Source organism: Clostridium gasigenes (assembly GCF_017348895.1).
GTDB classification, from domain to species: domain Bacteria; phylum Bacillota; class Clostridia; order Clostridiales; family Clostridiaceae; genus Clostridium; species Clostridium gasigenes.
Genome location: NZ_CP071376.1, coordinates 429905 through 455580, shown reverse-complemented (window position 1 = coordinate 455580; position 25676 = coordinate 429905). Strand labels below are relative to the sequence as shown.

Annotated in this window: 26 protein-coding genes; 17 read left to right on the top strand and 9 right to left on the bottom strand. The window is 29.7% G+C overall.

Going from position 1 to position 25676, the window contains the following annotated elements; all coding sequences use genetic code 11:
- Window positions 1–50: 50 nt before the first annotated feature.
- From J1C67_RS02210 to J1C67_RS02200, 3 genes are read left to right on the top strand one after another with little or no spacing between them, the layout of a single operon-like run.
- On the top strand, window positions 51–782 hold the full coding sequence (locus J1C67_RS02210) for an energy-coupling factor ABC transporter permease (protein ID WP_089971019.1): 732 nt from the start codon (window positions 51–53) through the stop codon (window positions 780–782).
- Window positions 782–1069: an energy-coupling factor ABC transporter substrate-binding protein gene (locus tag J1C67_RS02205; protein ID WP_089971022.1), complete on the top strand. Its 288-nt coding sequence runs from the start codon at window positions 782–784 to the stop codon at window positions 1067–1069. Before J1C67_RS02210 ends, J1C67_RS02205 begins: the two co-directional genes overlap by 1 nt.
- Entirely contained in the window at window positions 1038–1727 is a 690-nt protein-coding gene (locus J1C67_RS02200) for an energy-coupling factor transporter transmembrane component T family protein (protein ID WP_089971025.1), read from the top strand. Before J1C67_RS02205 ends, J1C67_RS02200 begins: the two co-directional genes overlap by 32 nt.
- Window positions 1728–1878: 151 nt before the next feature.
- Here the strand turns inward: J1C67_RS02200 and J1C67_RS02195 are convergent, their stop codons facing one another.
- Window positions 1879–2442, bottom strand: coding sequence for a C40 family peptidase (locus J1C67_RS02195; RefSeq protein WP_089971028.1), 564 nt, complete (start codon window positions 2440–2442; stop codon window positions 1879–1881).
- Window positions 2443–2600: 158 nt separating this feature from the next.
- On the bottom strand, window positions 2601–3287 hold the full coding sequence (locus J1C67_RS02190) for an HD domain-containing protein (RefSeq protein ID WP_167865633.1): 687 nt from the start codon (window positions 3285–3287) through the stop codon (window positions 2601–2603).
- Between the two features lie 169 nt (window positions 3288–3456).
- On the opposite strand from J1C67_RS02190, the gene J1C67_RS02185 reads away from it, so the two are divergent.
- From J1C67_RS02185 to J1C67_RS02155, 8 genes are all read left to right on the top strand, one after another.
- The gene (locus J1C67_RS02185) at window positions 3457–3873 is read left to right on the top strand and encodes a DUF3785 family protein (RefSeq protein WP_089971033.1); all 417 of its coding nucleotides are present in this window, start codon (window positions 3457–3459) and stop codon (window positions 3871–3873) included.
- 59 nt (window positions 3874–3932) lie between these two features.
- Entirely contained in the window at window positions 3933–4067 is a 135-nt protein-coding gene (locus J1C67_RS19615; protein WP_253197792.1) for a clostri-philic family protein, read from the top strand.
- A 229-nt stretch (window positions 4068–4296) separates the two neighbouring features.
- The gene (locus tag J1C67_RS02180) at window positions 4297–4986 is read left to right on the top strand and encodes a peptidylprolyl isomerase (protein ID WP_167865632.1); all 690 of its coding nucleotides are present in this window, start codon (window positions 4297–4299) and stop codon (window positions 4984–4986) included.
- Window positions 4987–5145: 159 nt separating this feature from the next.
- Window positions 5146–5571, top strand: a complete 426-nt coding sequence (locus tag J1C67_RS02175; RefSeq protein WP_167865631.1) for a DUF3783 domain-containing protein — start codon at window positions 5146–5148, stop codon at window positions 5569–5571.
- Between the two features lie 139 nt (window positions 5572–5710).
- The gene (locus J1C67_RS02170; protein ID WP_167865630.1) at window positions 5711–6364 is read left to right on the top strand and encodes an ABC transporter ATP-binding protein; all 654 of its coding nucleotides are present in this window, start codon (window positions 5711–5713) and stop codon (window positions 6362–6364) included.
- Window positions 6365–7111, top strand: coding sequence for an ABC transporter permease (locus J1C67_RS02165; protein ID WP_167865629.1), 747 nt, complete (start codon window positions 6365–6367; stop codon window positions 7109–7111).
- A 239-nt stretch (window positions 7112–7350) separates the two neighbouring features.
- Window positions 7351–7938 (top strand): TetR/AcrR family transcriptional regulator, encoded by a 588-nt coding sequence (locus J1C67_RS02160; protein ID WP_089971046.1) that lies wholly within the window; start codon window positions 7351–7353, stop codon window positions 7936–7938.
- 255 nt (window positions 7939–8193) lie between these two features.
- Complete coding sequence (locus tag J1C67_RS02155; protein ID WP_167865628.1) at window positions 8194–10938, top strand: YhgE/Pip domain-containing protein; 2745 nt, start codon at window positions 8194–8196, stop codon at window positions 10936–10938.
- Between the two features lie 64 nt (window positions 10939–11002).
- On the opposite strand, the gene J1C67_RS02150 is transcribed toward J1C67_RS02155, so the two are convergent.
- Window positions 11003–12121 carry an AI-2E family transporter gene (locus J1C67_RS02150; protein WP_244980263.1) on the bottom strand — a complete coding sequence of 373 codons (1119 nt, stop codon included), beginning with the start codon at window positions 12119–12121 and terminating at the stop codon, window positions 11003–11005.
- Between the two features lie 471 nt (window positions 12122–12592).
- Here J1C67_RS02150 and J1C67_RS02145 point away from each other — a divergent pair, with 471 nt between their 5' ends.
- Window positions 12593–13075 (top strand): Lrp/AsnC family transcriptional regulator, encoded by a 483-nt coding sequence (locus J1C67_RS02145; protein ID WP_089971052.1) that lies wholly within the window; start codon window positions 12593–12595, stop codon window positions 13073–13075.
- A complete protein-coding gene (locus J1C67_RS02140; protein ID WP_167865626.1) occupies window positions 13072–14241 on the top strand; it encodes an aminotransferase class I/II-fold pyridoxal phosphate-dependent enzyme in 1170 nt (389 codons plus the stop codon). The genes J1C67_RS02145 and J1C67_RS02140 overlap by 4 nt, the downstream gene beginning before the upstream one ends.
- 123 nt (window positions 14242–14364) lie before the next feature.
- Here the strand turns inward: J1C67_RS02140 and J1C67_RS02135 are convergent, their stop codons facing one another.
- The gene (locus J1C67_RS02135) at window positions 14365–15516 is read right to left on the bottom strand and encodes a hypothetical protein (protein WP_167865625.1); all 1152 of its coding nucleotides are present in this window, start codon (window positions 15514–15516) and stop codon (window positions 14365–14367) included.
- Window positions 15517–15748: 232 nt separating this feature from the next.
- On the opposite strand from J1C67_RS02135, the gene J1C67_RS02130 reads away from it, so the two are divergent.
- On the top strand, window positions 15749–17194 hold the full coding sequence (locus tag J1C67_RS02130; RefSeq protein ID WP_167865624.1) for a DEAD/DEAH box helicase: 1446 nt from the start codon (window positions 15749–15751) through the stop codon (window positions 17192–17194).
- 96 nt (window positions 17195–17290) lie between these two features.
- Here J1C67_RS02130 and J1C67_RS02125 read toward each other — a convergent pair whose 3' ends face one another.
- The 5 genes from J1C67_RS02125 to J1C67_RS02105 all read right to left on the bottom strand — a co-directional run bounded on the left by J1C67_RS02125 (window position 17291) and on the right by J1C67_RS02105 (window position 22950).
- Window positions 17291–17998, bottom strand: coding sequence for an MIP/aquaporin family protein (locus J1C67_RS02125; RefSeq protein ID WP_089971062.1), 708 nt, complete (start codon window positions 17996–17998; stop codon window positions 17291–17293).
- Window positions 17999–18084: 86 nt separating this feature from the next.
- Window positions 18085–19575, bottom strand: coding sequence for a glycerol kinase GlpK (glpK, locus tag J1C67_RS02120; RefSeq protein ID WP_089971065.1), 1491 nt, complete (start codon window positions 19573–19575; stop codon window positions 18085–18087).
- 285 nt (window positions 19576–19860) lie between these two features.
- Complete coding sequence (locus tag J1C67_RS02115; protein WP_167865623.1) at window positions 19861–20229, bottom strand: DUF1667 domain-containing protein; 369 nt, start codon at window positions 20227–20229, stop codon at window positions 19861–19863.
- 6 nt (window positions 20230–20235) lie between these two features.
- Window positions 20236–21495 (bottom strand): NAD(P)/FAD-dependent oxidoreductase, encoded by a 1260-nt coding sequence (locus J1C67_RS02110; protein ID WP_167865622.1) that lies wholly within the window; start codon window positions 21493–21495, stop codon window positions 20236–20238.
- Between the two features lie 15 nt (window positions 21496–21510).
- Window positions 21511–22950 carry an NAD(P)/FAD-dependent oxidoreductase gene (locus J1C67_RS02105; RefSeq protein ID WP_167865621.1) on the bottom strand — a complete coding sequence of 480 codons (1440 nt, stop codon included), beginning with the start codon at window positions 22948–22950 and terminating at the stop codon, window positions 21511–21513.
- 442 nt (window positions 22951–23392) lie between these two features.
- Between J1C67_RS02105 and J1C67_RS02100 the strand changes: the two genes are divergently transcribed.
- The 3 genes from J1C67_RS02100 to J1C67_RS02090 all read left to right on the top strand — a co-directional run bounded on the left by J1C67_RS02100 (window position 23393) and on the right by J1C67_RS02090 (window position 25675).
- Window positions 23393–23959: a glycerol-3-phosphate responsive antiterminator gene (locus tag J1C67_RS02100; RefSeq protein ID WP_167865620.1), complete on the top strand. Its 567-nt coding sequence runs from the start codon at window positions 23393–23395 to the stop codon at window positions 23957–23959.
- 283 nt (window positions 23960–24242) lie between these two features.
- Window positions 24243–24950, top strand: a complete 708-nt coding sequence (locus J1C67_RS02095; RefSeq protein ID WP_167865822.1) for a lantibiotic protection ABC transporter ATP-binding protein — start codon at window positions 24243–24245, stop codon at window positions 24948–24950.
- Window positions 24950–25675 (top strand): lantibiotic immunity ABC transporter MutE/EpiE family permease subunit, encoded by a 726-nt coding sequence (locus J1C67_RS02090; protein ID WP_167865619.1) that lies wholly within the window; start codon window positions 24950–24952, stop codon window positions 25673–25675. Before J1C67_RS02095 ends, J1C67_RS02090 begins: the two co-directional genes overlap by 1 nt.
- Window position 25676 lies beyond the last annotated feature (1 nt).

Below are 25676 nucleotides of genomic sequence, written 5' to 3'. Positions count from 1 at the left end.
ATTATTTTTTCAAGTTCCTAAAATAAAAAAATACTAAGGGGGATAAATTCATGAAAGATAAAAAAATATTATATTTAGGGTTTATTTTAGCATTAAGCTTTAGTATTCCATTTAACGCCAGTGCAATGCATATAGCAGAGGGGTACTTATCTTTAAATTGGTGTGTTTTCTACTTTATACTATCAGCACCATTTATATATTTAAGCGTTATAGCTATAAGAAAAGTTGTTAAAAAGAACAGCGAACTTAAAATGCTTTTAGGTTTAATTGGAGCTTATGTATTTATGTTGTCAGCATTAAAGCTACCATCTGTTACAGGAAGTTCTTCACATCCAACAGGAACAGGCCTTGGAGCTATAGTATTTGGACCTATAGTGATGGTAGTAATATCTTTAGTAGTATTACTATTCCAAGCATTATTACTTGCACATGGGGGGATAACAACTTTAGGAGCAAATGTAGTATCAATGGGAATAGTAGGACCTTTTGTTGCCTATGGAATTTTTAGATTATTTAAAAATAAAAACAAAACACTAGCGGTGTTTTTAGCAGCAACCCTTGGAGATTTAGCAACATATGTAGTAACATCAGGACAATTAGCACTAGCATACCCATCAGGTGATGGTGGAGTTTTAACTTCATTTATTAAGTTTGCAGGTATATTTGCAATTACTCAAATACCACTTGCAATAGTTGAAGGGCTTGTATCAGTTATGATATATGAGTTTATAATGAAGCATTGTAAAAGTGAATTAGTAGATTTAGAGGAGGCTTTAATTTAATGAGTAAAAAAAATGTTGTAATTATATTAATATGTATAGCATTAATAATAGCACCATTTTTCTTAAATAAGAATGGGGCATTTGAAGGTGCAGATGGACAAGCGGGAGATTTGATAACAGAAATAAATGCAGATTATGAACCTTGGTTTGAAAGTTTATGGACACCACCATCAGGAGAAGTAGAAAGCTTTCTATTTTCAATGCAAGCAGCACTTGGAGCAGGGTTTATAGGATATTATATAGCAAAGAAAAAGTATGATAAGACTAATAAATCTATACGCTCTTAATAGCAAATATGCAAAAGTGCACCCATTAGAAAAAGTATTGTTAGTTTTTATATCATTAATAAGTTGTAGTTATACTGAAAATATATACTTAATAATGCTAAATATAATATTTTTCAGCATATTAAGTATTAACGCAAAAAATCCATTTAATATGATTAAAAAATTTTTATCAATAGTAATTATTTATTCAATTTTCACAACTATTACTCTAATGTTTACTTATGATGTTAAATATATAATAGTTCTATTATTAAGAGGGGTAAATGGAGGGCTTACTATTAGCTTTTTAGCATTAACAACTCCATTAAACCATATAGTATATTTAATGAGTAGGAATAATTTAACTAGAGAAATAGCTGATATAGCTAAATCTATGGAAACTTTTATATTAGTAATAGAAAAAGATTTTGACGTGACCTTTAAAGCTATGAAAAGCAGAGGTGGTTTTGGTAGTTTTAAGAAAAGTATAAAAGATTTTGCTAAAGTTTGTTCAATTGTAATGAGAAATTTATTTTTTAGATGGAAAGAGATAAGTGAAGGGTTAAAAAATCGTTGTTACAATGGGAAATATAATTATAATTATATTTTCAATATTAGTAAAAAAAGAGTTTTACTGATATTGTTTTATGGGATAGTAGTTCTAATAATTATAATTTAATTAGGGGTAATCATACCTTGGATTATTATTTTTTTAGAGTCATTATCAAAATAAATCAAAAAAATCGCCTATTATTATGATAGTTTAAATCATAATAATAGGCGATTATTTATTTCTAACTAATTTTCAATTTTAGTTAGAAATAAATTTTCTAGCTTACAACTGAATAATCATTATCTGAGTAAACAGTATAATTAGAAGCAAGACCTTCATAAATAAATTCTTTATTTTCTATTTTCATTAAATCACTAGGTTTAATAAATTGTGGAGTTTTATCAGTTTCATAAATACCGCTATTGATTAAAAGTTGTGAAATAAATTCAGAACAGAAATAGTAGTTGTCACGTATAATGGTTTTATCAAGTTGCATCGCTATTAAACCAATAAAATTATATCTATATTTTCGTTTTTCAGAGAAGAAAAGCTTAAGCTCGTCTACTAATAGCTTGTGTTGTTCTTCAGTAATATCTATCTTATATATTAAACACTTTGTATTCGTAAATTTTTTATAAACTCCACCATGAAGATTTTCTTCAACTAGGCCACCTATTATAGGATTACTAGTGAAAACTCTTCCAAATGAGTACATCTTACTAAAGGTATCATCAAAGCTTAGTGATACATGTACATAGTCATCTTTAGTTATATTATTAATACATTTTGATAATAAGGTTCCTGTATTAGAAAAAACTAAATAAATATATTTATTTTTCATATTTATAAATCATCCCCCGATAACTTTTTATAACTACATGTTATTAATAAATTATAACGTATAAATCTTAATTTATCCTTAAGATTATATAAAAAATATTTAAATATTTTTTTGTGCAATAATTGTATTAAAATACAATTAAAGAAATTTATATTAAATTATATATTTTCAACCAATTTGTAATAAATACCCTTAAATTTAAATTCAGTTTTTAATATTTCTTGAGCTTCTAAAAAAGGTTTCATAATAACAACTTTACTTTCTTCAAGATAAAATTTAGCATATCCATTAGTTCCATACTTCTCAGTTAAATGAGAATAGATTCGTATATATCTTTTTTCTTCACATAAGTCTGAATAATATTTTAAAGTGAAATTATAACATCTAATAATCATATCAAAAATATCTGTAGTTCTATCTGCATCAGAAACTATTAATCCGTAAATAGTTTTTGGCTTTTCAATATTAGATGCTCTATGCTGTTCACACGCTTGACCCATAATACTAATTTGTTCAGTAGAAAACCACTTTAATAAATTTAAATCAGTTATTAAGATTTCTTTCGAATGTATATGATGAGTTTCTCTATTCTTTGTAAGACCTAGGTCGTGATAAATAGCAATTACTAATATCATAGATTCATTTAAGTTATAGAACTTTGAAAGCTTTAGAGATGAATCTATAACCGTAGAGATATGTTTTATACTATGTCCTTTATCAAAATTATTATATATATCTAATATAGAGTTAAACAAATAATTATTTAAATCTAAAGGGATTTTATTTTCTATAATATGTATACTTTCTTCGCAAAGTTGTAATTTTACTTTATCTAAATTATTCATAGAACCTCCTGAAAAATTACTCTTAATAATAGACATTATATATTATAATAAAAACAATTTAAATATGATTTTTACAGGAATTTATTTTCCTTATGTGTTAAAATAGGTAAAGATATTAATTAAATAGACGATAAAATTATTATGCTATATATAAGAGAGGATGATTTAAATGTCATATAAATTTACATTTGAAGAAAAAGAATATGATTTAAATGAAGAAAAATTAGTAGGATTTTTTAATGATGAAGAAAATGAAATTTTGGGAATAGATGAAAATAAAATTTTAGATATGTTAAATAACAGTACTGAAGTAGATTTTGAAAAGACTTATTATAAAGAGGTTTGTGAAAATTGTCTAGCTGGTAAGGCAGAAAAGAAAAAAGTTTTTGATTATCTAGAATATTACTTCTATGTTTATAGTAAAAATGGAACTTATGTCTCAAGTAACATAAGCAATGAATATGATGGATTAAGCTTTACAAGACTTGAAAGACAAAAAACAGTAGATACAAGTTATATTGTTACAATTAATGTATGTGCACATTGTGGAGATTTTACCATAGAAATAGAGAAATTCGAACTTTAAAATATGAATTAAATCTTTCTATAAGTACAAACTATTTATAGAAAGGATGTGATTTAATTATGGGAAAACCATTTGTTAGTAATCCAATGCAAAAGGGTGAAAGAAGACAAAGAATAAAGAAAAAGCAAAATGATGTAGGAAACGATAAGAATGTTTCAGAATACAAAGATTTTGATGGAAATCCTATAAAGTAATCATTACAATCAATTACGTTCTTTAGTTAGATAGTAGGAAAAGTTATCTAGTGGAGAACAAAATATTTATATTTAGAAGGTAGGTAGTTAGTATAATATAATTGGTGAATTATCCAGTTATAAATACAAACTACCTATTTTTTAGATGGATAAATTATTATACTTTAAACTTATGTTGAGCTAAGTTATAATTATGTAAATACATTAATAATAAAAGGTGGGAATTTTTATGAAAAAGAAGTCGTTAAGTAAATATTTAAAATTAATAATTTTAGCAGTCGCTATGAGTTCATTAGTTTTAGTTGGATGTGGGGCAAATAAAAAAAATGAAAGTGCATCTAATGGATCCAGTAATAATGAAGTAGTAGAGAATAAAGGTACGATAGATGAAACTTTGCCTGTTGCAACTATAGTAATTAAAGGTATGGGAACTATTAAAGCTGAGCTATATCCAAGCGTAGCTCCAAACACAGTAAATAATTTTATAGAGCTTGCTAATAAAGATTTTTATAATGGGTTAATATTTCATAGAGTAATTGAAAATTTCATGATTCAAGGTGGTGACCCAAAAGGAAGTGGACAAGGTGATCCTGGATATGCTATAAAAGGTGAATTTTCAGGTAATGGATTTGAAAATAACCTAAAACATACAAAAGGTGTTTTATCAATGGCAAGAGGGGGAAATCCATATATGGATTCAGCAGGAAGTCAGTTCTTTATAATGACTGAAGATAAACCAGATTTAGATGGTCAATATGCTGCCTTTGGAAAGGTTATAGAAGGCTTGGATGTTGTTGATGCTATTAATGTAGTAAAGACAGGAGCTAATGACAAACCTAAGAAAGACGTTATAATTGAATCAATTACAGTTGATACTAAAGGAAAAACTTATAGTGAAGTTGAAAAAATAGTAAAATAGACTGGGAAAATTGAAACATATGGAAAGCTGGAACTTCGTTAAAATATCTAAAATCATTTTTTAATAATAGGTAGTGTTGAAAGTTAAAGAAATAAGTGATAGAATTTATTTATGTTTATTAATAACAATTATTATTAGACAATAAAGGGAGTGATTTAAATGTCATTTGAGAAGATAGATATTAATAATAAAGAAACAGTAAGTGGAAGAAATTGTATAATAATATATAATTTTAATAGTAAAGAACTTAAATCTATTAAAAATTATGCGAATATATTAGGAATTAAAGATCATATAATACTTTCATCAAAAGATGCTGAATCAATAATTAAGGATGTTTTAGAAAATAATTTAGTTTCGAATTCTGAAGATGGTATTAAACAAAAAGCTTTAATTTTTAATGCAATATCACCTGCAAAAATGAATATGTTCATAGAAAACTTAAAAAAAATAAAAATTAACAATATATTAAAAGCAGTAGTGACAGAGACTTCGAAAGAGTGGACTGTTAATACAGTAATAAGTAACCTAATAGCAGAACGTATAGCAATGAAAACTGGTAAAGAGATAGAACATACATTATAATTTTATATTTAAAATAAAAAAAGTCCAATTAGTAAGAAATGCTAATTGGACTTTTAAACTATAAATTATATTTAAAAAAATAATTCATTAGTTTTTAGTAATATAGGGTATAAGAAGATTAAAGAGGTGAAGTATTAGTATGAAAATATTAGAAGTGAAAAATATTACATATAGAGCTAATAATACACAGATACTAAAGGGAATATCTTTAGATATAAATAAGGGCGATTGTGTATCAATAGTAGGATCATCAGGAAGTGGGAAAAGTACTCTTTTGAAACTGTGCTCTGATTTAATTCCATTAGAAAGTGGCGAAATATTGTATAAAGGAAAAAATTATAATAATTATGATTCACTAGAGTTACGTAGGGAAATAAGTTATTGTGTACAAAGTGCTTATTTATTCGGAGAAACTGTTTACGATAATTTAGAATTTCCGTTTATTGTACGAAATGAGAATGTAAATGAGGGCAGGCTTAATGATTTATTAAGAATGTTTAATTTGGACAAAAGTTTCTTAAAAAAAGATATAAACTCATTATCTGGAGGAGAAAAACAACGGATATCACTTATAAGAAATTTAATTTATACTCCAGAAGTTTTATTGCTAGATGAATCTACATCAGCCTTAGATGAGGACAATGTAAAGAGTGTAGAAAAAATTATTAATGATATTAATAATAAAGGGGTTACAGTTATATGGATTACTCATAGCTTAGAACAAAGCCAAAATATTTTTAATAGAAGAATTATAATGAAAGATGGAAGAGTACTAAAGGAGGAAGAACTTTAAATGAGCACAACATCATTAGTAATAGCATCATTATTACTTACTATTCCAATATTTATATCATATAAGGAACATTTAGGGTTAGAAAAGGAAATTATAATTAGTTCATTAAGAGCATTGGTTCAATTAATAGTAGTCGGATATATTTTAGATATTATATTTGGATTTGAAAATCCTATATTCACAATTTCATTAGTTTTAGTAATGATAATTAATGCCGCTTTAAACACTAAAAAAAGAGGGTCGGGTATTAAAAATGTAGTTTGGCTATCATTTATATCAATAGCTGTAGGAACTACAATAATAATGACAGTTTTAATAATTTCAGGAGCAATAAATTTTAAACCTAGTGAAGTTATACCAATAGCAGGAATGGTAATTAGCAATTCAATGGTTGCTATTGGATTAAGTTATAGAAACTTAAATGCTAGTTTCAAAAGTAGACGAGGTGAAGTTGAGGTAAAGTTATCCCTTGGAGCAGATGTAAATGTAGCCTCGAAAAGTATAATAAGGGATAGCATAAAAATATCTATGCTTCCAACTATAGATTCTGCAAAAACTTTAGGAATAGTAGCACTTCCGGGAATGATGACAGGTTTAATTTTAGCAGGCAAATCTCCACTTGTTGCAATAAAGTTTCAAATAATGGTTACGTTTATGATTTTATCATCATCGTCAATAGCAACTATAATAGCGACATATATGTCCTATAGAAACTTCTTTAATAAAAGAAAGCAATTTAAAATATAAAGAGATACATTTTAAAGTAAAGTTAGTCACTTGGAAAAAATACATATGTTGCATTATGTTAATGAAGTGTTATAATTGATTTATAATTAGACTGACCGGTCAGCAAAACAAGTTTTGAAGTGTTGAGACACTTTTTAAAAAATAAATAAGAGAGGGGGGAGTTACGTAAAAAGGATAAAATTATAAAACTTAAAAGTGATTTAGTGTATAGTTTTATAAAGTTTACGTAACGTTTTAATATGAATAAAACAAAAAAAGCTATTTTTGACTCTGCAATAAAGGTTTTTTCAAGCTATGGATATGAAGGGGCAACAGTAGAAGAAGTTGCAATTAATGCTGGTGTTGCCAAGGGAACTTTATATTATCACTTTAAAGGTAAAGAGGATTTATTTAACTTTATAATTAAAGAGGGAATAAATTTTATAAAAGAAGAAGTTTTGGAAGCTGTAATAGGGATAAAAGATCCAATAGAAAAAATGAAAATATCTGCAACGGTTCAGTTAAAATATGTTTATGAAAATAAGGACCTATTTAGGGTAATAATGAGCCAAATGTGGGGAATAGCAAGTAGACATAAGGAAATGAGGGAGCAGGTTAAAACTTTAATTAATATTACTACAGTTGGATTTGATGAAGTTATAGCAGAAAAGCATAGTAAAGGTTTAAATTCTGAAATTTTAGGATATTCATTTATAGGAGTATTATTCTCATCAGCTTTATATGAAATTATAAACGAAGGTCAATATGATCATGATGAGATTGTTGAAAAATTTATGAATCAAGTTAGATATGGAATACAATTGAAAGAAGATAAAATTTTTAATTAGAAATCTTTTAAAAGTAATGAATGAATATACATAGAATTTTGAATTGTTATTTTTTGAATACTTCCAGATATATTATAGTTATTCTTTAGATTTAATGCGTACTAAGAAGTTAATCTCAAAGATTAGCTTTTTTTTTATGTTAAATAAATGTTAAATAAATATTAAATTTTAAAAATAGTATTGACTAGTCAGTACAAAAAGAGTATTATCAATAATATAAACTGACTACCCAGTACAAAGATGGAGAGTGATTAAATGAATTTTCTAAAAATCGCTGGAAATGATATTAAAAGTATTTTTAAAAATAGGTTTATAAGAGTTTCAGTTATAGCAATTATTATTGTTCCGCTATTATACTCTTTACTATATTTAGATGCCTTTTGGGATCCATATTCCAGACTAAGTAAAATGCCAGTTGCAGTGGTTAATCTTGATGAGGGAAGTAGTTTAGATGGTAAAAATGTAAACTACGGACAAGATGTAGTAGACAACCTGAAAGAAGATGAAAGTCTAGGATGGAAGTTTGTTACAGAGGAACAATCAGATAAAGGACTTGAGGGAGATGATTATTACGCTAAATTCGTAATACCAAAAAATTTCTCAAGTAGTACACTTGCAGCAAAAGAAGGAGCACCTCAAGTTGCAGATTTAAAATTTGTATGTAACGAAAAGAAAAATTTCTTAGCTTCACAAATAAATTCTAAGGTAGAAGGATTACTTAAGGAGCAAATAACTAGTACTATATCTAACCAATATCTAACTGTAGCTTTTGAAAAGTTATATGAGGTAAAGGATGGAATGGTCCAAGCAGCAGATGGAAGTAAACAAATTTATGATGGTATGGCTCAGTTAAATGAAAAAGTACCAATGCTTGAAGATGGAACTAAAAAATTAGCAGATGGTTCATCACAATTAAATGATGGACAAGGAAAGTTAAACAATGGAGTTTCAGCAATATCAACAGGTCTTGGAACTTTAAGTGGTAAAATACCAACACTAAGCAGTGGAGTAAATCAATTAAAAGATGGATCATCACAATTAAATGATGGACAAGGAAAATTAAACAGTGGAGTTTCAGCAATATCAACAGGTCTTGGAACTTTAAGTGGTAAAATTCCAACATTAAGTAGTGGAGTAGATCAATTATATGGTGGATCTAATGACTTGAAAAATGGTATGCTAGAAGCAAAAGATGGATCAGATAAATTAGCATATGGTAGTAAAAGTTTATATTCAGCATTTAAGACAACTGTTTATCCAGGAGTAACAAAATTACAAGCTGGAGCTAATGGATTAAGTGCAAAATTAAATGCAGAAGACAAAAAAGCAGAGATAGAATTATTAGCTAAAGGGGCAGCGGGTTTAAAACCTGCAAGTGATAAATTTGCAGCAGGATCAACTGCTATTAAAAATGTCTATGGTGGAGTAAAAACTGATGTGGACGAACTTATAGTGAAAGTTAATGATTCTTCTAAAAAAATGGACTTAGTTGTAGCAGATCTTAAGGAGGCTATGAAAGCTCCTGATTCAAAAGAAAAAGATGCAAACATAGCATTAGCATTAGGAAAATTAAAAGAATTACAAGATGCAAATAAAGATACTCCGGAAAAACTTACAAAACTTACAAAAAGTTCAGAATTTTTAAATGGTGAGTTAAATAAGTTTGAGGGTGGTATGCAATTATATACTGGAAAAGTAAATGAAGCTGCAGCAGGTACAACTAGATTAATAGGTAGTGTAGCAGAAGTAAATGGTGGCGTTAATCAAATAATCGGTGGATTAAATAGATTAGAAGCCGGAATAAATGAAGAAACACCAAAGTCATTTGGAAATGGATTAAAATCTCTTTCAGATAATATGGGTGGATTAAACACTGGATTAGTTAAACTAAATGGTGGAGCTAATCAAATTAATGGAGGACTTAGTGCTTTAAAATCAAATATTCCTGCATTAAGCGAAGGAGTAACAGCATTAAATTCAGGATCAAAAGAAATGATGGTAGGATCAAATGCATTAGTTGATGGTCAAGGTAAATTAAATACAGGTGTAAATGATTTATACTCAAATATTCCTGCATTAAGCCAAGGCGTAACAGCATTATATTCAGGATCAAAAGACCTGATGGTAGGATCAAATGCATTAGTTGATGGCCAAACTAAATTAAATACTGGCGTAAAGGAATTATCAGCTAAAGTACCAGAACTAAAAGATGGAGTTGTTAAACTTTATGATGGTTCAGAAGAATTAAAAACTAAACTTGCAGATGGAGCTACAGAAATTAAAGCAGGTCTTATAAATTCACCAGAAACAATGGGTGAGTATATAGGAGAACCAGCAGAAATGAATGTAGAACCAATAAACCCAATACCTAATTATGGTACAGGTTTTGCACCTTACTTTATAGCACTTTCTTTATGGATCGGTGCAATTATGATGTTCTTTGTTATACCAACACAAACTCATGATGATGAAAATTTATCTAAATTTGATAAGATAGCAGGGAAGTTCGTAGCATTTGGATTTATAGGAGTTATGCAAGCAATATTGGTAAGTGTAGTAGTACTTACTCTTGGGTTAAAACCAGGTAATGTACCATTATATATAGGTCTTACAATATTTTTCTCACTAGTATTTATATCAATAATTCAATGTTTAATATCTTTACTAGGAGATGCAGGAAGACTTCTTGGAATAGTATTATTAATACTTCAATTAACAGCATGTGCAGGTACATTCCCATTAGAATTAGTACCAAATATGTTTAAAGTATTAAATCCTTATATGCCATTTACTTATGTAGTACAGGCGTATAGAGAAGTAATATCAGCAACAGTAATTGACTACTCAGTAATAGTTAAAGATGTATCAATACTAGCGATAGTATTAGTTGTATTCTTAACAATATCAATAGTATTTAAAAATGCTGGAGAAAAATTCCAATCAGTAATCGAAGGAAGAAAAGAAAAAAGAGCAGACGAAATAGCAGCAGACAGAATGTAATAAAAAGAACACAATCGTAGCTAAGTTATAGCATAGATTGTGTTCTTTTTTCTTTGAAGATATTTTACTTAAATGATATATCTTTAGATTTTAATTTATTAGTTGTAGATCTGCTAATTAGTTTATATATAACTCCAAATGTTGGAATACCAAGTAACATTCCAAGGAAGCCAAAAAGACTACCACCAACTAGCATTGCAAGCATAACCCATATTGCAGAAAGTCCTATAGAACCTCCAACAACTTTTGGATATATAAATGCACCTTCAAATTGTTGAAGAACAATTATGAAGATAATAAATATCATTGCTTGTATTGGTGAAATTATCATAATAATAAATGCAGAGGGTATAATTCCTATAAATGCTCCGAAAATCGGAATTAATGCAGTTACACCTATAATTACACTAATTAATAAAGCATAAGGAAGTGCAAGTATAGTCATTCCAATAAAACATAAGAATCCTATTATAACTGCTTCTATACATTGACCAGTAATGAAACTAGCAAAAGTAACATTAGCGATGTTACCTATTTCCATAATTCTATCTGCAAAGCTTCTTTTGCTGAAGGCATAAATAAATTTCTTTAATTGAAGTAGTAAAGTTTCTTTACTAGCTAACATATAAATTGCTAAAACTAATGAAAGAATAAAGTTAACAACGCCACTTGTTATACCTATAGTTACATTTAATATACCGTTTAAAGAATTTCCAAGAAGTTGACCTCCAACTTGAAGTATATCTTTCCATGCAAGTAGTAATTTGTCGCTAATTATTTTTAATAACTCTGTAGAATTAACATATTGATTAATTAAATGTTCAAATGATCTCATATATCCAGGAACAGAATCCACAAGTGTTGAAACACTTTCTACTAGTTGAGGAATAACAAAAACTATAAGAGTTATTAATAATCCAAAAATAGTAATAATAGTGGCCAAAATAGAAAGTGGTCTTTTTAATTTCTTAGCTGTAGGAGATTTTTGATTATCTAAGAAATTAAAAACTTTGTTTTCAAATAATTTCATTGGTAAATTAAATACAAAAGCAATTCCTATTGCAGTTGTAAAGGGACTAAGTATTGATAAAGTTTTACCAAGTCCAGAGTTTAGTGCAGATAAATTAAGTAATATAAAAGATAGAACTATTATATAAGTTGCTATCAAAATATATTGCTTCAATTTTGACTTTCCTTCATTATTCAAATATTACACAACCTTTATATTTTTTTAGTTAGGGATCTGAAACAAAATAGGCCAGAAGTTGACTAGTTATTTTTTTGAATATTCCTTAGGATATCAAAATGACCTATGATAATTAATTATACATACAATAGAAATACAAAACAATAAATTAAGAAAATATACCTTGAAAGTTAGGAAATAATATAAAAGTAATAAAGATACTATAGTTAAAGTATTGAAATTAATATGCATTAGCATTATAATATAGAGAAATAGCAAAAATGTTGAAAATAGTGACTTTGGAGAATATTAATTATTCTAATTTAGTTATAAAAAGTTTTTGGATTGCTATTTATTTGAATGTCCCTTACTTAGGGGGTGCAGTGAAGTGGTTCCTTCGTCCATTACTTGGAGGAAGGTTTTTTTATACCGATTTATATTAAAGATAAAAAAGGGAGGTTTTAAATTATGGAAGAAATTCTAGAAATTTTAGAAAAAAACAGTAGATATAGTGATGAGCAAATTGCTATTATGGCAGGAAAATCAGTAGAAGAGGTTAGAGATGCCATTAGAGATTATGAAGAAAAAAACATAATAGCAGGATATACTACTCTTATAAATTGGGAAAATACAGGCAAAGAGACAGTTACAGCATTAATTGAAGTTAAGATAACTCCACAAAGAGGAGAGGGTTTCGATAAAGTTGCTGAAAGAATATATAATTTTAAGCAAGTTAAAGCTTGTTATTTAATGTCTTCAGGTGGGTTTGATTTAACCGTTATAGTTGAAGGAAAAACTATGAAGGAAGTAGCAATGTTTGTATCAGGTAAACTAGCTATACAAGAATATGTTACAGGAACGGCTACTCACTTTGTGCTTAAGAAATATAAAGATCATGGAAGAATATTTAAAGAAAAGAAAAAGACTGAAAGAGAGGATATTTTCGTATGATATTAGAAGATATGATTGTTGATAATGTTAGAAATATGCCCCCATCAGGCATAAGAAAGTATTTTGATATAATCAATGAAATGGAAGATGTAATATCACTAGGAGTTGGGGAACCAGATTTTGTTACCCCTTGGAATGTTAGGGAAGCTGGAATTTATTCTTTAGAAAAAGGACATACACATTATTCATCAAATGCGGGGTTTATTGAACTTCGAACAGAAATTGCAAAGTATTTAGATAGAAGATTTGATCTTAAATATAATCCGCTTGATGAAATATTAGTTACAGTAGGGGGAAGCGAAGGTATTGATATAGCACTCAGAGCTTTAGTTGGACCTGGAGACGAAGTTATTATTCCAGAGCCAAGCTTTGTAGCTTATAAAGGCTGTACAGCATTTACAGGTGCAACAGCAAAGGTACTAAATCTTAGAGCAGAAGATGAATTTAAACTTACACCTAAAATGTTAGAAGAAGCTATTACACCTAAAACTAAAGTTGTGATAATTCCTTTCCCAAATAATCCAACAGGAGCTATTATGACTAGAGAGGAACTATCTGGTATAGTAGAGGTTTTAAAAGATAAAGATGTAATAGTAATTTCAGATGAGATATACGCAGAGCTTTCTTATGATAGAAAACATGTATCTATTGCGAGTTTCCCAGAAATGAAGGAAAAAACTTTAGTTATTAATGGTTTCTCTAAAGCTTATGCAATGACTGGATGGAGGCTTGGATATATTTGTGGTCATCCAATATTAATAGATGCTATAAAAAAAATACATCAATATGCATTAATGTGTTCACCTACAGTTTCGCAGTTTGCAGCAATTGAAGCTTTAAAATCTGGAGACGATAGTGTTTTCACTATGGTTAGGGAATATAACAGAAGAAGAAGAGTGTTAGTTGATGGGTTTAAAAAAATGGGACTTGATTGTTTTGAGCCTCTAGGAGCATTTTATGTATTCCCATGTATTAAATCTACAGGTATGACTTCAGATGAATTCTGTGAAAAACTTTTAAAGACGGAAAAAATATTAGTAATTCCAGGAAATGCTTTTGGAGATTGTGGAGAAGGGTTTATAAGAGCTTGCTACGCATCTTCAATGGAAAATATAATGGAAGCATTAAAAAGAATAGAAAGATTTATTAATGATCAAAGAAAATAAGTTAATAGAAAATAAAACAAAAAGATTACGGTGTATTATTTGTAATCTTTTTGTTTTATGTGATCAGAATGGTCACGTACTAGTTGAAGAAGTAACCAGTAAATATAATCTTAAGTTTTATACTTAATCATTTTCATAATCCTTGAAGTTATCTTTTGAATAATAATCTATTCCTATATATTCTGCTTCAGTATTATTTAATTTCCCTCTTATCTTATATTTAATTAAATCTCCTTGTTGCATATCCTGAGGTATTATAAACTCTTTAAGAGTAGTATCATTTTTTACAATTCCAGCATCTTTATAAACTTGCCCATTAAAGTTAAATTCTAAATAATACTCTGTTCCGATTGGTGATCCTATCCTGTACTTTAATTTTTTCACTTTTCCATCCTCGATATATTTATATACATACAATGAATCCCAGGCACCATCAGCATTTAATTTAACAACTACTAATCCAGATCGTAATTCATATCTTGGATATAAATTATTATTCTCACTAGCTTCTTCTATCATCTTATACCCAACATCATCTGTAGTATTTTTCAATTTATCTTTATCATCTGTATTTGATTTATTACTATTTTCATTTTTTATATTATTAGAATTATTTGATGTATTTATATCTTTTGTATTTATACTTTTTATTTTTTGAGATATTCCAAAGTCACTTATTAGATAAAGTGTATACTCGGAGTTCGTGTTGAAATCAGTAATCTTTTCACTAAACTCAGTACCAATTTCTCTACTTACTATAATCTGTTCCTCTTCACCATCTTCTTTTTTTGTTATTGTGTATCTTCTCAAATCGGGGGCGCCACTCCACCAAATTTTTAAAGTATCTTCTTCAAATATCCAATTAAAAACAACGTTATGACTTATACTTAAATCATTTAAAACCTCATCATCTGAAACAACTTCAATACTTCTTTCAGCTTCCTTACCTAAGTAAGTAACACTTATAGTAGCAGTACCTTTATTTTTTGTTGCTATTTTACCTTCGTTAAAAGTTATTACATTTTCATCACTACTTTTATAATCTAAATCTGTTAAATTTTCAGTAGTACCATCCTTATACTTTATAATAGTATCAAATTTAAACTCCTTATTCCCCGACATTTTATCTCTATAGGTTTCAATGTAAACACTTTCTACATTAGAAGTCTTAATAATTTTCTTCATAGGGTTATACCCTAAAAATATAAGTGTTACTAGAGCTATTAACAAGAAGACTATTACAAAAAATACTGTGAACTCTGTTTTTCTCTTCATATTTAGTTATTCCTCCATTTACTATTTTAACTAATTATACCACTTGATCAACAGGTGGTAAATGTTGTTAGAAACACTTAATTTATCTAAAAAATAAATCTAATTTAATTACTAAAACTGTGGATAAAGATTTAAGTGATGAATAATTATATAATAGAGTTGTTAAATTTGTTTATTGTAGGAACATAAGGTACAATGGATATATTATTTAGAGAAAGGTTAGGAGATAAGCATGGAAAACAAAGGATTTAGTGAATTAAAATTAAGTGACGATATAGTTAAGGCTTTAGAAAATTTAGGGTATAAAAAACCTTCAGAAGTACAAATAGAAGCAATACCTTATATTTTAAATAGAGAAGATATTATAGTGAAATCTCAAACTGGTAGTGGTAAAACAGCTAGTTTTGGTATTCCATTATGTGAAATGGTTGAAGTTGAAGAATCAAGAGTACAAGGGTTAATACTTGTTCCAACTAGAGAACTTGCACTTCAAGTAAAAGAAGATATATCTAACATAGGGAGACTTAAAAAAGTTAGAGCGGCAGCTGTTTTTGGAAAGCAACCTTTTCATGAACAAGTTAGAGAGCTTAAACAAAGAGTACATATAGTATCAGGAACACCGGGAAGAATTAGTGACCATATAAGAAAAGGAAACTTAAAACTTGATGATATAAAGTTTGTGATAATAGATGAAGCAGATAAAATGCTTAGTATGGGATTTATAGATCAAATTAAAGAAATTTTAGAAGTTATGCCTAAAGATAGAACAACTGCATTATTCTCAGCTACACTTCCAGAAATAATTGAGAAATTATGTGGAAAATATATGAGAAATCCTAAAGTGCTAAATGTACAATCAGAGGTATTTAATAGAGATAAAATAAAAGAAAGTTTCCTAGAACTTGAATATGATGAAAAAGCAAATGCGCTTACAAGAAATCTTTATGCAAATACTCCAGATGCTGCAATTGTATTTTGTAATACAAAAGATAAAGTTCGAGAACTACACGATAAGCTTAAAAAAGATGGTGTAATGGTTGAGCAACTTCATGGAGATATGGAGCAAAAAGATAGATTATCTACAATGGAAAGATTTAAAAATAAAGAGTTTAAGGTTTTAATTGCAACTGATATAGCGTCACGTGGAATACATGTTGATAATATTACTCATGTATTTAACTATGAATTACCAGGAGAAACAGAAAACTATGTCCATAGAATAGGAAGAACAGGGAGAGCCGGCCGTGAAGGGTGTGCAATTTCCTTTGTTTCTAAATTTGAAAAAAGATTTTTATCATCAGTAGAAAGTTATGTTGGATATGAAATAAAAGAAGGTAACCATCCAAGTGATGAAGAGGTTAAGGTCGGAAAGATTATTTTCAAAGAAAGTCAAAAAGCTTTTGGATTAAATAAAGGTGTTAAAAAAGTAGCTATACATACAGACATTACTAAAATACATCTTACAGGTGGAAAAAAGAAAAAACTTAGAGCTATTGATGTAGTTGGAGCTTTAAGCAACTTAAAAGAATTAACAGGAGAAGATATTGGCATTATAGATATTCAAGATACTTGCTCTTTTGTTGATATTTTAAATGGTAAAGGTAATATAGTACTTAAAAACCATCGAGAAATAACTATAAAAGGAAAATCAATAAGAATACAAAAAGCTAATAAATAATGAAAATGGAAAAAGCTGTGAAGTTGTTACTTCACAGCTTTTTATTAAAAAATAATAAATAAGTCAATTAAAAACTAATAAAATTAAAGGTTAAATTTAACCCAATAAGGCAACGAATGCTAATGCACCTAAAATACCACCACAAATTGGAGCTACTACTGGTATCCATGCATATCCCCAATCACTATCACCTTTACCGGCAATAGGGCAAATTGCATGAATTAGTCTAGGTCCTAAATCTCTAGCAGGATTAATAGCATATCCTGTTGTACCACCTAAACTTAAACCTATTACTAAAATTATAAATGCAGCAATAAGTGGTCCAAATCCAGGAGCAGATGCTGTTTGTCCAACTCCTAATAATGCAAATACTAATACAAATGTTCCAAGGAATTCTGAGAAAAAGTTTGCTGGTGTATTTCTGATTGCAGGTCCAGTACAGAATACAGCAAGTTTTGCTCCTTTGTCTTCTGTAGCTTCCCAATGAGGGAAATACATTAACCAAACTAAAATTGCACCTGCCATAGCTCCTAGAAGCTCAGCTAGTATATAACCAGGTACAAGTGACCATGATAAATTACCAATTGCAGCTAGGCCAAGAGTAAGAGCAGGATTGAATGAAGCTCCACTTGCAGGTCCAAAGATGTAAGCGGGAACACCAACTGCAAATGCCCAACCAAAAGCTATAACTATCCAACCAGAATTATTTCCTTTTGTTTTTGATAAACATACATTTGCAACTACACCATCACCAAGAAGAATAAGTATCATTGTTCCAAAAAACTCTGCATAATAATGTGACATATTGTTTATACCCCCTACATAATTTGTTTAGATAAAAATAAAAATTAAGTTTTCACTTGGGTTCTAATAATTAAAAATAGCTTTAATTATTTTGCCCAGTCCATTGATCTTCCAACTGCTTTGTGCCAACCTTTTAAAAGTTCTGTTCTATTTTCTTCTGTCATTTTTGGCTTGAATGATCTTGATAGTGCCCAATTCTTTGAAATTTCTTCTTGATCTTTCCAATAGCCAACTGCAAGTCCAGCTAAATAGGCAGCACCTAAAGCTGTTGTTTCAATAACTTCAGGTCTATCAACTTGAACATCTAATAGATCTGATTGGAATTGCATTAAGAAGTTATTAGCACAGGCTCCACCATCAACTTTTAAAGCTTTAAGTGTAATTCCTGAATCTTCTTGCATAGCTTTTAATACATCATTTGTTTGATAAGCTATAGATTCAAGAGCTGCTCTTATAAAGTGTTCTTTCTTAGTGCCTCTAGTTAAACCAACTATTGCGCCTCTTGCATATGGATCCCAATATGGTGCTCCAAGTCCAACAAAAGCTGGTACCATATAGACACCGTCAGTACTTTCAACCATACTTGCATATTCTCCAGATTCACCAGCGGTCTTTATCATTCTTAATTCATCTCTTAACCATTGAATAGCTGCACCGGCAACAAATACACTGCCTTCAAGAGCGTAGTTAACTTTTCCGTTAATACCATAAGCTATAGTTGTAAGCAAACCATTATGGGAATCAACAGCTTTTTCACCAGTATTCATTAGCAAGAAACAACCAGTTCCATAAGTGTTTTTAGCAGTCCCAGCTTGATAACAGGTTTGTCCAAATAAGGCAGCTTGTTGATCACCAGCAGCACCTGCTATTGGTATTGGAGAACCAAATATTGAATTATCAGTGTATCCATAAACATAACTTGATGGTTTTACTTCGGCAAGCATTGATTTAGGGATATTTAAAGTCTCAAGTATTTCATCATCCCATTGTAATTCATGAATGTCATATAGAAGTGTTCTAGAGGCATTTGTATAATCTGTTACATGAACAGCTCCGTTTGTTAATTTCCAAATTAACCATGTATCAATAGTACCAAATAGTAAATTGCCTTTTTCAGCTTCATCTCTAGCACCCTCAACATTATCAAGTATCCATTTTACTTTTGTTCCGGAAAAATAAGCATCAAGGATAAGTCCAGTTTTATTTCTTACAACTTTATCAAATCCTACAGCCTTTAATTCATCACACATACCAGCTGTTCTTCGGCATTGCCAAACAATTGCATTGTACACAGGAACGCCAGTGTGTTTATTCCAAACTACTGTAGTTTCTCTTTGATTAGTAATACCAATAGCAGATATATCTGTTGCAGTTGCACCAACTTTAGCCATAGCTTCTTGAGCTACACCTAATTGAGTAGCCCAAATTTCCATTGGATCATGCTCAACCAAACCTGGGCTAGGGAAAATTTGTGTGAATTCTTTTTGTGCAACACTTACAATTAAACCTTCTTTATTAAATAAAATACATCTTGAACTTGTTGTTCCTTGGTCTAGTGACATTACATACTTAGCCATAATTTTGTACACTCCTCATTCATTTTATTTGGTAAACGTTTGCTTAACATTTATAGAAAAACGCTATTGATCAATAGCGTAAATTCATCTTAATTTAAATACTTTAGATTAATACTTTAATATTCTTAAGTTCAATAAACTTATTCTTGTGTTAAAGATTATTGAATTAAGAATAAAATCTATTTTTATTAGTGTAGTATTATGTATATTATACTTTATAGATAATATACATAATACTTAATTATTTATAGAATTTATTTTTGAGATATTTACCTAAAGGTAATACTAATGTTTCAATTTAACATCCTTAGTTACAATAATATTTACACCTGTGTTAAGTACATTTTCAAGTACAATATCACCTATAGAAATAGGGGCTTTTACTACAACATTTTTTAATGCTGCTACACAGTCATAAATCATATTCTTTGGGATATCATGTTGAGTTTTTACAGGAACTATTTCGTTTTTTCCACCGGTCACTAAAACAGATGAAGTAACAACTCTTGTTGGATTAGTACATTCTTTTTTGCCATAGGTTTCACCTATCTTACAGGTATTTCCTTTTACGCTTAGAACTTCTGTGCCCTCAAGCTCTACTGTAAGAGCACAACCTATGGGACATCCTATGCAGGTCAATTCTCTTGTACTCATAATTCATTACTCCTTTTCTACTTTAATAGTAATTTTCTTGCATTCACTATATTTGTCAAAAACTGCTTTAGTTAATTTAACGCTTTCCATTTCACCTGGTGTAAGAATCTTCTTCTTTAAATGCATTTCTCTAACATCATCAAAGTAAACAGAAATATAAGCACCTTTGAATACTTCTCCAACTCTAAATCTAACATCTAGTAAAGTGTCAACATTTTCAGGATTGATAGTATTTGGTACTGTATACCTAACTCCATCTGTTGCGAAAACATCAATAATATTTCCAACCTTATGAATTCCATTTATATAATTGGCAGCATTTCTACCAGCAGTATAGCTCTCTGTAGTTACATTATCTACTAAATCGTGAACGTGAAGCACGTTGCCACAGGTAAATATTCCAGGAATACTTGTCTGCATACTTTCATCTACTATAGGACCACCAGTAACTCTAGAAAGTTTAACATTTGCATTTCTAGAAAGTTCATTTTCAGGTAGAAGTCCAACAGATAATAGTAATGTATCGCAAACAATATATTCCTCAGTACCCTTAATTGGCTTTCTGTTATTATCAACTTGAGCTATAGTAATGCCTTCAAGTCTATCTTTCCCATGTATATTTGTAACAGTGTGGCTTAATTTTAAAGGAATATTAAAATCATCTAAGCATTGTACAATATTTCTTTTAAGGCCACCGGAGTAAGACATTAATTCAACACATGCCTTTACTTTTGCACCCTCTAGAGTCATTCTTCTTGCCATTATAAGACCTATATCGCCAGAACCAAGTATTACTACCTCTTTTCCAGGCATTAAACCTTCAACATTAACATATTTTTGAGCAGTTCCAGCTGTATAAATACCAGCACATCTTGAACCTGGTATGTTTAGAGCACCTCTTGGTCTTTCACGACAGCCCATTGCAAGTATAATTGCTTTAGCTTGAAGTTCAAGGATACCATCTTCTGTATTTACAGCGGTAACTTGCTTATTATCATTTACATCTAATACCATAGTATTTAACTTAAATTCAATACCATAACTTATAACCTTATCAATAAATCTTTGTGAATACTCAGGACCAGTTAACTCTTCTTTAAAGGTGTGAAGACCAAAACCATTATGAATACATTGGTTTAAGATACCACCTAATTCATCGTCTCTCTCTATAATTAAAATGCTGTTTATACCTTGATCTTTTGCAGAAACTGCAGCAGCAAGCCCAGCAGGACCTCCACCAATTATGATTAAATCATATTCTTGCATATATACCCCTCCAATTTATAAAGATTCTTTATTTTTTCCAACTAACAAAGTAGAATTACCACCAAATTTTGTGATTTCAGAGCGAGATATATTAAGTTCTTTTGAAAGAATATCAACAATTTTTGTTGCACAGAACCCAGCTTGACATCTTCCAGTTCCAGCTCTTGTTCTTATTTTAATTCCATCAAGTGTTTTTGCTCCAAGAGGGCTTCTTATAGCCTCTATTATTTCACCTTCTGTTACAGATTCACACCTGCAAACAATTTTTCCGTATTCAGGTATTTCCTTGATTATTGCTTTTCTTTCTTCATTTGACATTTCGCTGAATTTTCTTATACCTTTTCTTATAGGATTAAAATTAATATTTTTTTCAGGAACTAATTTTTCTACTATCATATCAGATACCATTGCAGCAATACTTGGGGCGCTAGTTAGCCCAGGAGATGCAATTGATGCAACATTAATAAAGTTTTTAGCATCAGAAACTTCTTCAATTATGAAATCATCTAATTCACTAGTTGCCCTATTACCTGCAAAAGAGGTTATAGACATATTCATAGGAAGGGGAGTTTGAATGCTAAGTTGAGCCTTCAAAACAATCTCATCAATACCTTCTTGTGTTGTATAAAGATTATTTTTATCAGTTATATCTACAGCAGTAGGTCCGATTAAAAGATTACCATGAACAGTAGGAGTAACTAAAATTCCTTTTCCAAGTTTAGTTGGAAGTTGGAAAATAGTATTTGTTACTAAATTTCCTACAGCTTTATCAAATAAAACATATTCGCCTTTTCTTGGAATTATTTTAAGCTTTTTATTACTCACCATATTATTAATGTCATCTGAAAATAAACCAGCTGCATTTATTACTATTTTTGTTTCAATATCACCTTTATTAGTTTTTACAATATAACTATTTGAATTTTTTTCTATATTAGTAACCTCAGTTTCAAATTTAAACTCAACACCATTAATGTATGCGTTTTCAGCAAAGCCAACAGTCATTTCATATGGACAAACTATTCCTCCAGTAGGAGCATATAGTGCACCAACACAGTTATCAGTTACATTAGGTTCCATTTTTCTAACTTGATCTCCATCAAGAATAACTAAATCAGGAACACCATTTTTTTTACCTTGAGCTAGTAAAGAATCAAGATCAACCATGTGTTCAGCATCAAAGCATAGAACTAATGAGCCATTCCTTTTAAAGGGAAAATCTAATTCCTTTGCAAGTTGTGTGTACATTGCATTACCTTTTGCGTTTAATTTTCCTTTTAAGCTATTAGGCTTAGCATCAAAGCCCGCATGCACAATTGCGCTATTTGCTTTTGTTGTACCAGAAGCAACATCGATAGATTTTTCAAGTACACATGTTTTTAAATTATATTTAGACAACTCTCTTGATATTGCGCAGCCAATAATACCAGCGCCAACAATAGTTACGTCAAACATTATTTTACCTCCTAAATGCAAATAAAAAGAGAACCTTGACTAATAGGTATAAAATACCCATAAATCAAGGCTCTCTTTTCTCCGCCCATACATTATTGTATTTTTATATTAACAGAATAATTAAAAAAATACAAGCCTAATTTTAAAAAATTGCTTTTTTATTAAATATATTTTTTTAATATAAGAAGTAAATTTTTTATTAATTTTCAATAAAAATATAATAATACCAATTTACTTGAAAGAAAAATAAGATTGTGATAAACTGGATTTAATTAGGATATACTGAGTATAATAGCGACATAATTCAAGGAAGTGGCCCCTTAATTTATGTTGCTATTTTTGAGTATATTATAGAAAACATTTTTAAATAAATGACAAGTAAGTGCTCTTGTAATTTATTTGGAGATGCATAAACTAAAATAAAATTTTGGAGGAAACATCATTGGAGAAATTAGAAGAATGGCTAATAGAAAATCCAGTTATTGCAGCCATAAGAAATGATGAAGATTTAAAAAATGTAATTACTAGTAAGGTTCTTATTGTTTTTGTATTATATGGAAGCATAATGACTATAAAGAAGATATGTGAGAAGCTTAAAAAAGCAGAAAAAGTAGTATTCGTACATGTGGATTTAATAGAAGGGTTAAAGGGCGATCATACAGGGATGCTTTTTATAAAAGAATGTGGACAACCGTATGGAATTATATCTACAAGAGCAACAAATATAAAAAATGGGAAAAAATTAGGATTCTGCGCAATACAAAGAATATTTGCAGTAGATTCTTTATCATTGGAAACCGGAATAAGAAATATACAATCAGTACTTCCAGATGCAGTAGAGGTTATGCCTGGAGTTGCAAGTAAAATTATTAAAAAAATGGGAAATGAAGTGAAGGTACCAATTATAGCAGGGGGATTGATTGAGACTAAGAAAGATATAATGGAATCAATTAGTGCAGGTGCAATGGCTATCTCAACAACAAAACAAGAATTATGGAATTTATCTTAGGAATAGTAAGGAATCTAAAAGCAAACATTTATACAGATTTATTATTCCTAAAAATATAGAAAACCACCTTTCATAGAGTGAATTTGATTTAAGTATCAAAATCACTATGAAAGGTGGTTTTTTACTTTTTTATATCTATTAGGCTATATAATTAATAGCAATAAATATAAAAAATAACTAAATAGAGTAACTCATGTTAAAGAAAGAATTTTTTTAATCCTTATAGAATCCTTATAATTGCTTAGTATTATAAAACTATAGTAAAGGAAAGGGTGATATGAATATGGATAATTACATTTTACAAACAAAAGATCTTTGCAAGGATTTCAAGAGGCAGCGTGCAGTAAACAACATTTCGCTATCCATTGAGAAAAATTCTGTCTATGGATTGCTAGGCCCGAATGGTGCTGGAAAATCAACTCTATTAAAAATGGTTACGGGAATGCTTCATCCAACATCAGGAAAAATTATTTTCGAAGGTCATGAATGGAGCAGGAATGATCTTTCTAATATAGGAGTTTTGATTGAATCTCCACCTCTTTATGAAAATCTAACAGCGGTTGAAAACCTTAAAGTACGAACAATTCTTTTAGGGCTTCCAGATTCTCGTATTAAAGAAGTGCTGGACATTGTTGATTTGAAAAATACAAGAAAAAAGAAAGCAGGACAATTTTCTATGGGGATGAAGCAGAGGCTTGGAATTGCAATTGCACTACTAAATAAACCCAAATTGTTAATTTTGGATGAGCCTACAAATGGCCTGGATCCTCTTGGAATACAAGATTTGCGTGAGTTAATACGTTCTTTCCCGTCGCATGGAATGACAGTTATTTTATCTAGCCATATATTGTCTGAGGTTGAACTTATTGCAGACCACATTGGTATCATCAGCAATGGGGTACTCGGATATAACGGCAAAATTAATCCTGGAGAAGATTTGGAAGTACTTTTCACAGAGGTTGTGAAAAAAAATAGGAAGGAGGGGTTATAATGCTTAAATATTTACAGGCTGAAAATTTAAAAAACAAGGGAACATTTATAAAAAAATTGATTCTTATCGCACCTATAGTTACTTTGGTAATTGGATTTATGACCGGAAAATATTTCGAAGCCAATAGCTTCAATCAGTGGTACATGATGATTTTGCCCGGATATATTTCAATAATGGCAGTAATGACTAACGAAAAGGATCAAAAAAAGTTGCGCTATAGGGCTGTATTTGGTCTACCAATTTCTTTAAAAAAAGTATGGATTTCAAAAGTTTTGGTAAACGGGATTTATATGACTTTCTCATGTATGATTTTGTTAGTTGGAATTTTTTTAGGAAGTTATCTAAGGATCACTCCCATACCGGCTTTTAGTGCATTTGCCGGAGCTGGTTTGATTGCAGTTACATCTTTATGGCAGATTCCACTTTGTATGTTTTTAGCGAAGAAACTGGGAATGCTAGGAACAGTTTTGATAAACGCTGGAGTTGGAACTGTATTAAATGTTATGGCTGTAAGTACATCAATGTGGTGGATTTCTCCTTATAGTTGGACGTCACGTATTATGTGTTCCGTTCTTGGGATTTTGCCAAATGGAGAGCTAGCAGGCATAGGAGATCCACTGCGAAATCCGCTCGTGATTCCAATTGGAATTGTTTTGTCAGTTGCCCTGTTTATCTTGCTACTGATTGTTACCGCTAATTGGTTTGAAAAACAGGAGGTTAATTAAT

Excerpts from the sequence above, each read along its gene's own strand:
- J1C67_RS02160 (WP_089971046.1), top strand. The coding sequence starts at position 7,351 with ATGAATAAAACAAAAAAAGCTATTTTTGACTCTGCAATAAAGGTTTTT.
- J1C67_RS02210 (WP_089971019.1), top strand. The coding sequence starts at position 51 with ATGAAAGATAAAAAAATATTATATTTAGGGTTTATTTTAGCATTAAGC.
- J1C67_RS02175 (WP_167865631.1), top strand. The coding sequence starts at position 5,146 with ATGTCATTTGAGAAGATAGATATTAATAATAAAGAAACAGTAAGTGGA.
- J1C67_RS02090 (WP_167865619.1), top strand. The coding sequence starts at position 24,950 with ATGCTTAAATATTTACAGGCTGAAAATTTAAAAAACAAGGGAACATTT.
- J1C67_RS02135 (WP_167865625.1), bottom strand. The coding sequence starts at position 15,516 with ATGAAGAGAAAAACAGAGTTCACAGTATTTTTTGTAATAGTCTTCTTG.
- J1C67_RS02180 (WP_167865632.1), top strand. The coding sequence starts at position 4,297 with ATGAAAAAGAAGTCGTTAAGTAAATATTTAAAATTAATAATTTTAGCA.
- J1C67_RS02115 (WP_167865623.1), bottom strand. The coding sequence starts at position 20,229 with ATGAGTACAAGAGAATTGACCTGCATAGGATGTCCCATAGGTTGTGCT.
- J1C67_RS02155 (WP_167865628.1), top strand. The coding sequence starts at position 8,194 with ATGAATTTTCTAAAAATCGCTGGAAATGATATTAAAAGTATTTTTAAA.
- J1C67_RS02095 (WP_167865822.1), top strand. The coding sequence starts at position 24,243 with ATGGATAATTACATTTTACAAACAAAAGATCTTTGCAAGGATTTCAAG.
- J1C67_RS02200 (WP_089971025.1), top strand. The coding sequence starts at position 1,038 with ATGATAAGACTAATAAATCTATACGCTCTTAATAGCAAATATGCAAAA.
- J1C67_RS02205 (WP_089971022.1), top strand. The coding sequence starts at position 782 with ATGAGTAAAAAAAATGTTGTAATTATATTAATATGTATAGCATTAATA.
- J1C67_RS02130 (WP_167865624.1), top strand. The coding sequence starts at position 15,749 with ATGGAAAACAAAGGATTTAGTGAATTAAAATTAAGTGACGATATAGTT.
- J1C67_RS02105 (WP_167865621.1), bottom strand. The coding sequence starts at position 22,950 with ATGTTTGACGTAACTATTGTTGGCGCTGGTATTATTGGCTGCGCAATA.
- glpK (WP_089971065.1), bottom strand. The coding sequence starts at position 19,575 with ATGGCTAAGTATGTAATGTCACTAGACCAAGGAACAACAAGTTCAAGA.
- J1C67_RS02195 (WP_089971028.1), bottom strand. The coding sequence starts at position 2,442 with ATGAAAAATAAATATATTTATTTAGTTTTTTCTAATACAGGAACCTTA.
- J1C67_RS02165 (WP_167865629.1), top strand. The coding sequence starts at position 6,365 with ATGAGCACAACATCATTAGTAATAGCATCATTATTACTTACTATTCCA.
- J1C67_RS02190 (WP_167865633.1), bottom strand. The coding sequence starts at position 3,287 with ATGAATAATTTAGATAAAGTAAAATTACAACTTTGCGAAGAAAGTATA.
- J1C67_RS02125 (WP_089971062.1), bottom strand. The coding sequence starts at position 17,998 with ATGTCACATTATTATGCAGAGTTTTTTGGAACAATGATACTTATTCTT.
- J1C67_RS19615 (WP_253197792.1), top strand. The coding sequence starts at position 3,933 with ATGGGAAAACCATTTGTTAGTAATCCAATGCAAAAGGGTGAAAGAAGA.
- J1C67_RS02140 (WP_167865626.1), top strand. The coding sequence starts at position 13,072 with ATGATATTAGAAGATATGATTGTTGATAATGTTAGAAATATGCCCCCA.
- J1C67_RS02110 (WP_167865622.1), bottom strand. The coding sequence starts at position 21,495 with ATGCAAGAATATGATTTAATCATAATTGGTGGAGGTCCTGCTGGGCTT.
- J1C67_RS02185 (WP_089971033.1), top strand. The coding sequence starts at position 3,457 with ATGTCATATAAATTTACATTTGAAGAAAAAGAATATGATTTAAATGAA.
- J1C67_RS02170 (WP_167865630.1), top strand. The coding sequence starts at position 5,711 with ATGAAAATATTAGAAGTGAAAAATATTACATATAGAGCTAATAATACA.
- J1C67_RS02145 (WP_089971052.1), top strand. The coding sequence starts at position 12,593 with ATGGAAGAAATTCTAGAAATTTTAGAAAAAAACAGTAGATATAGTGAT.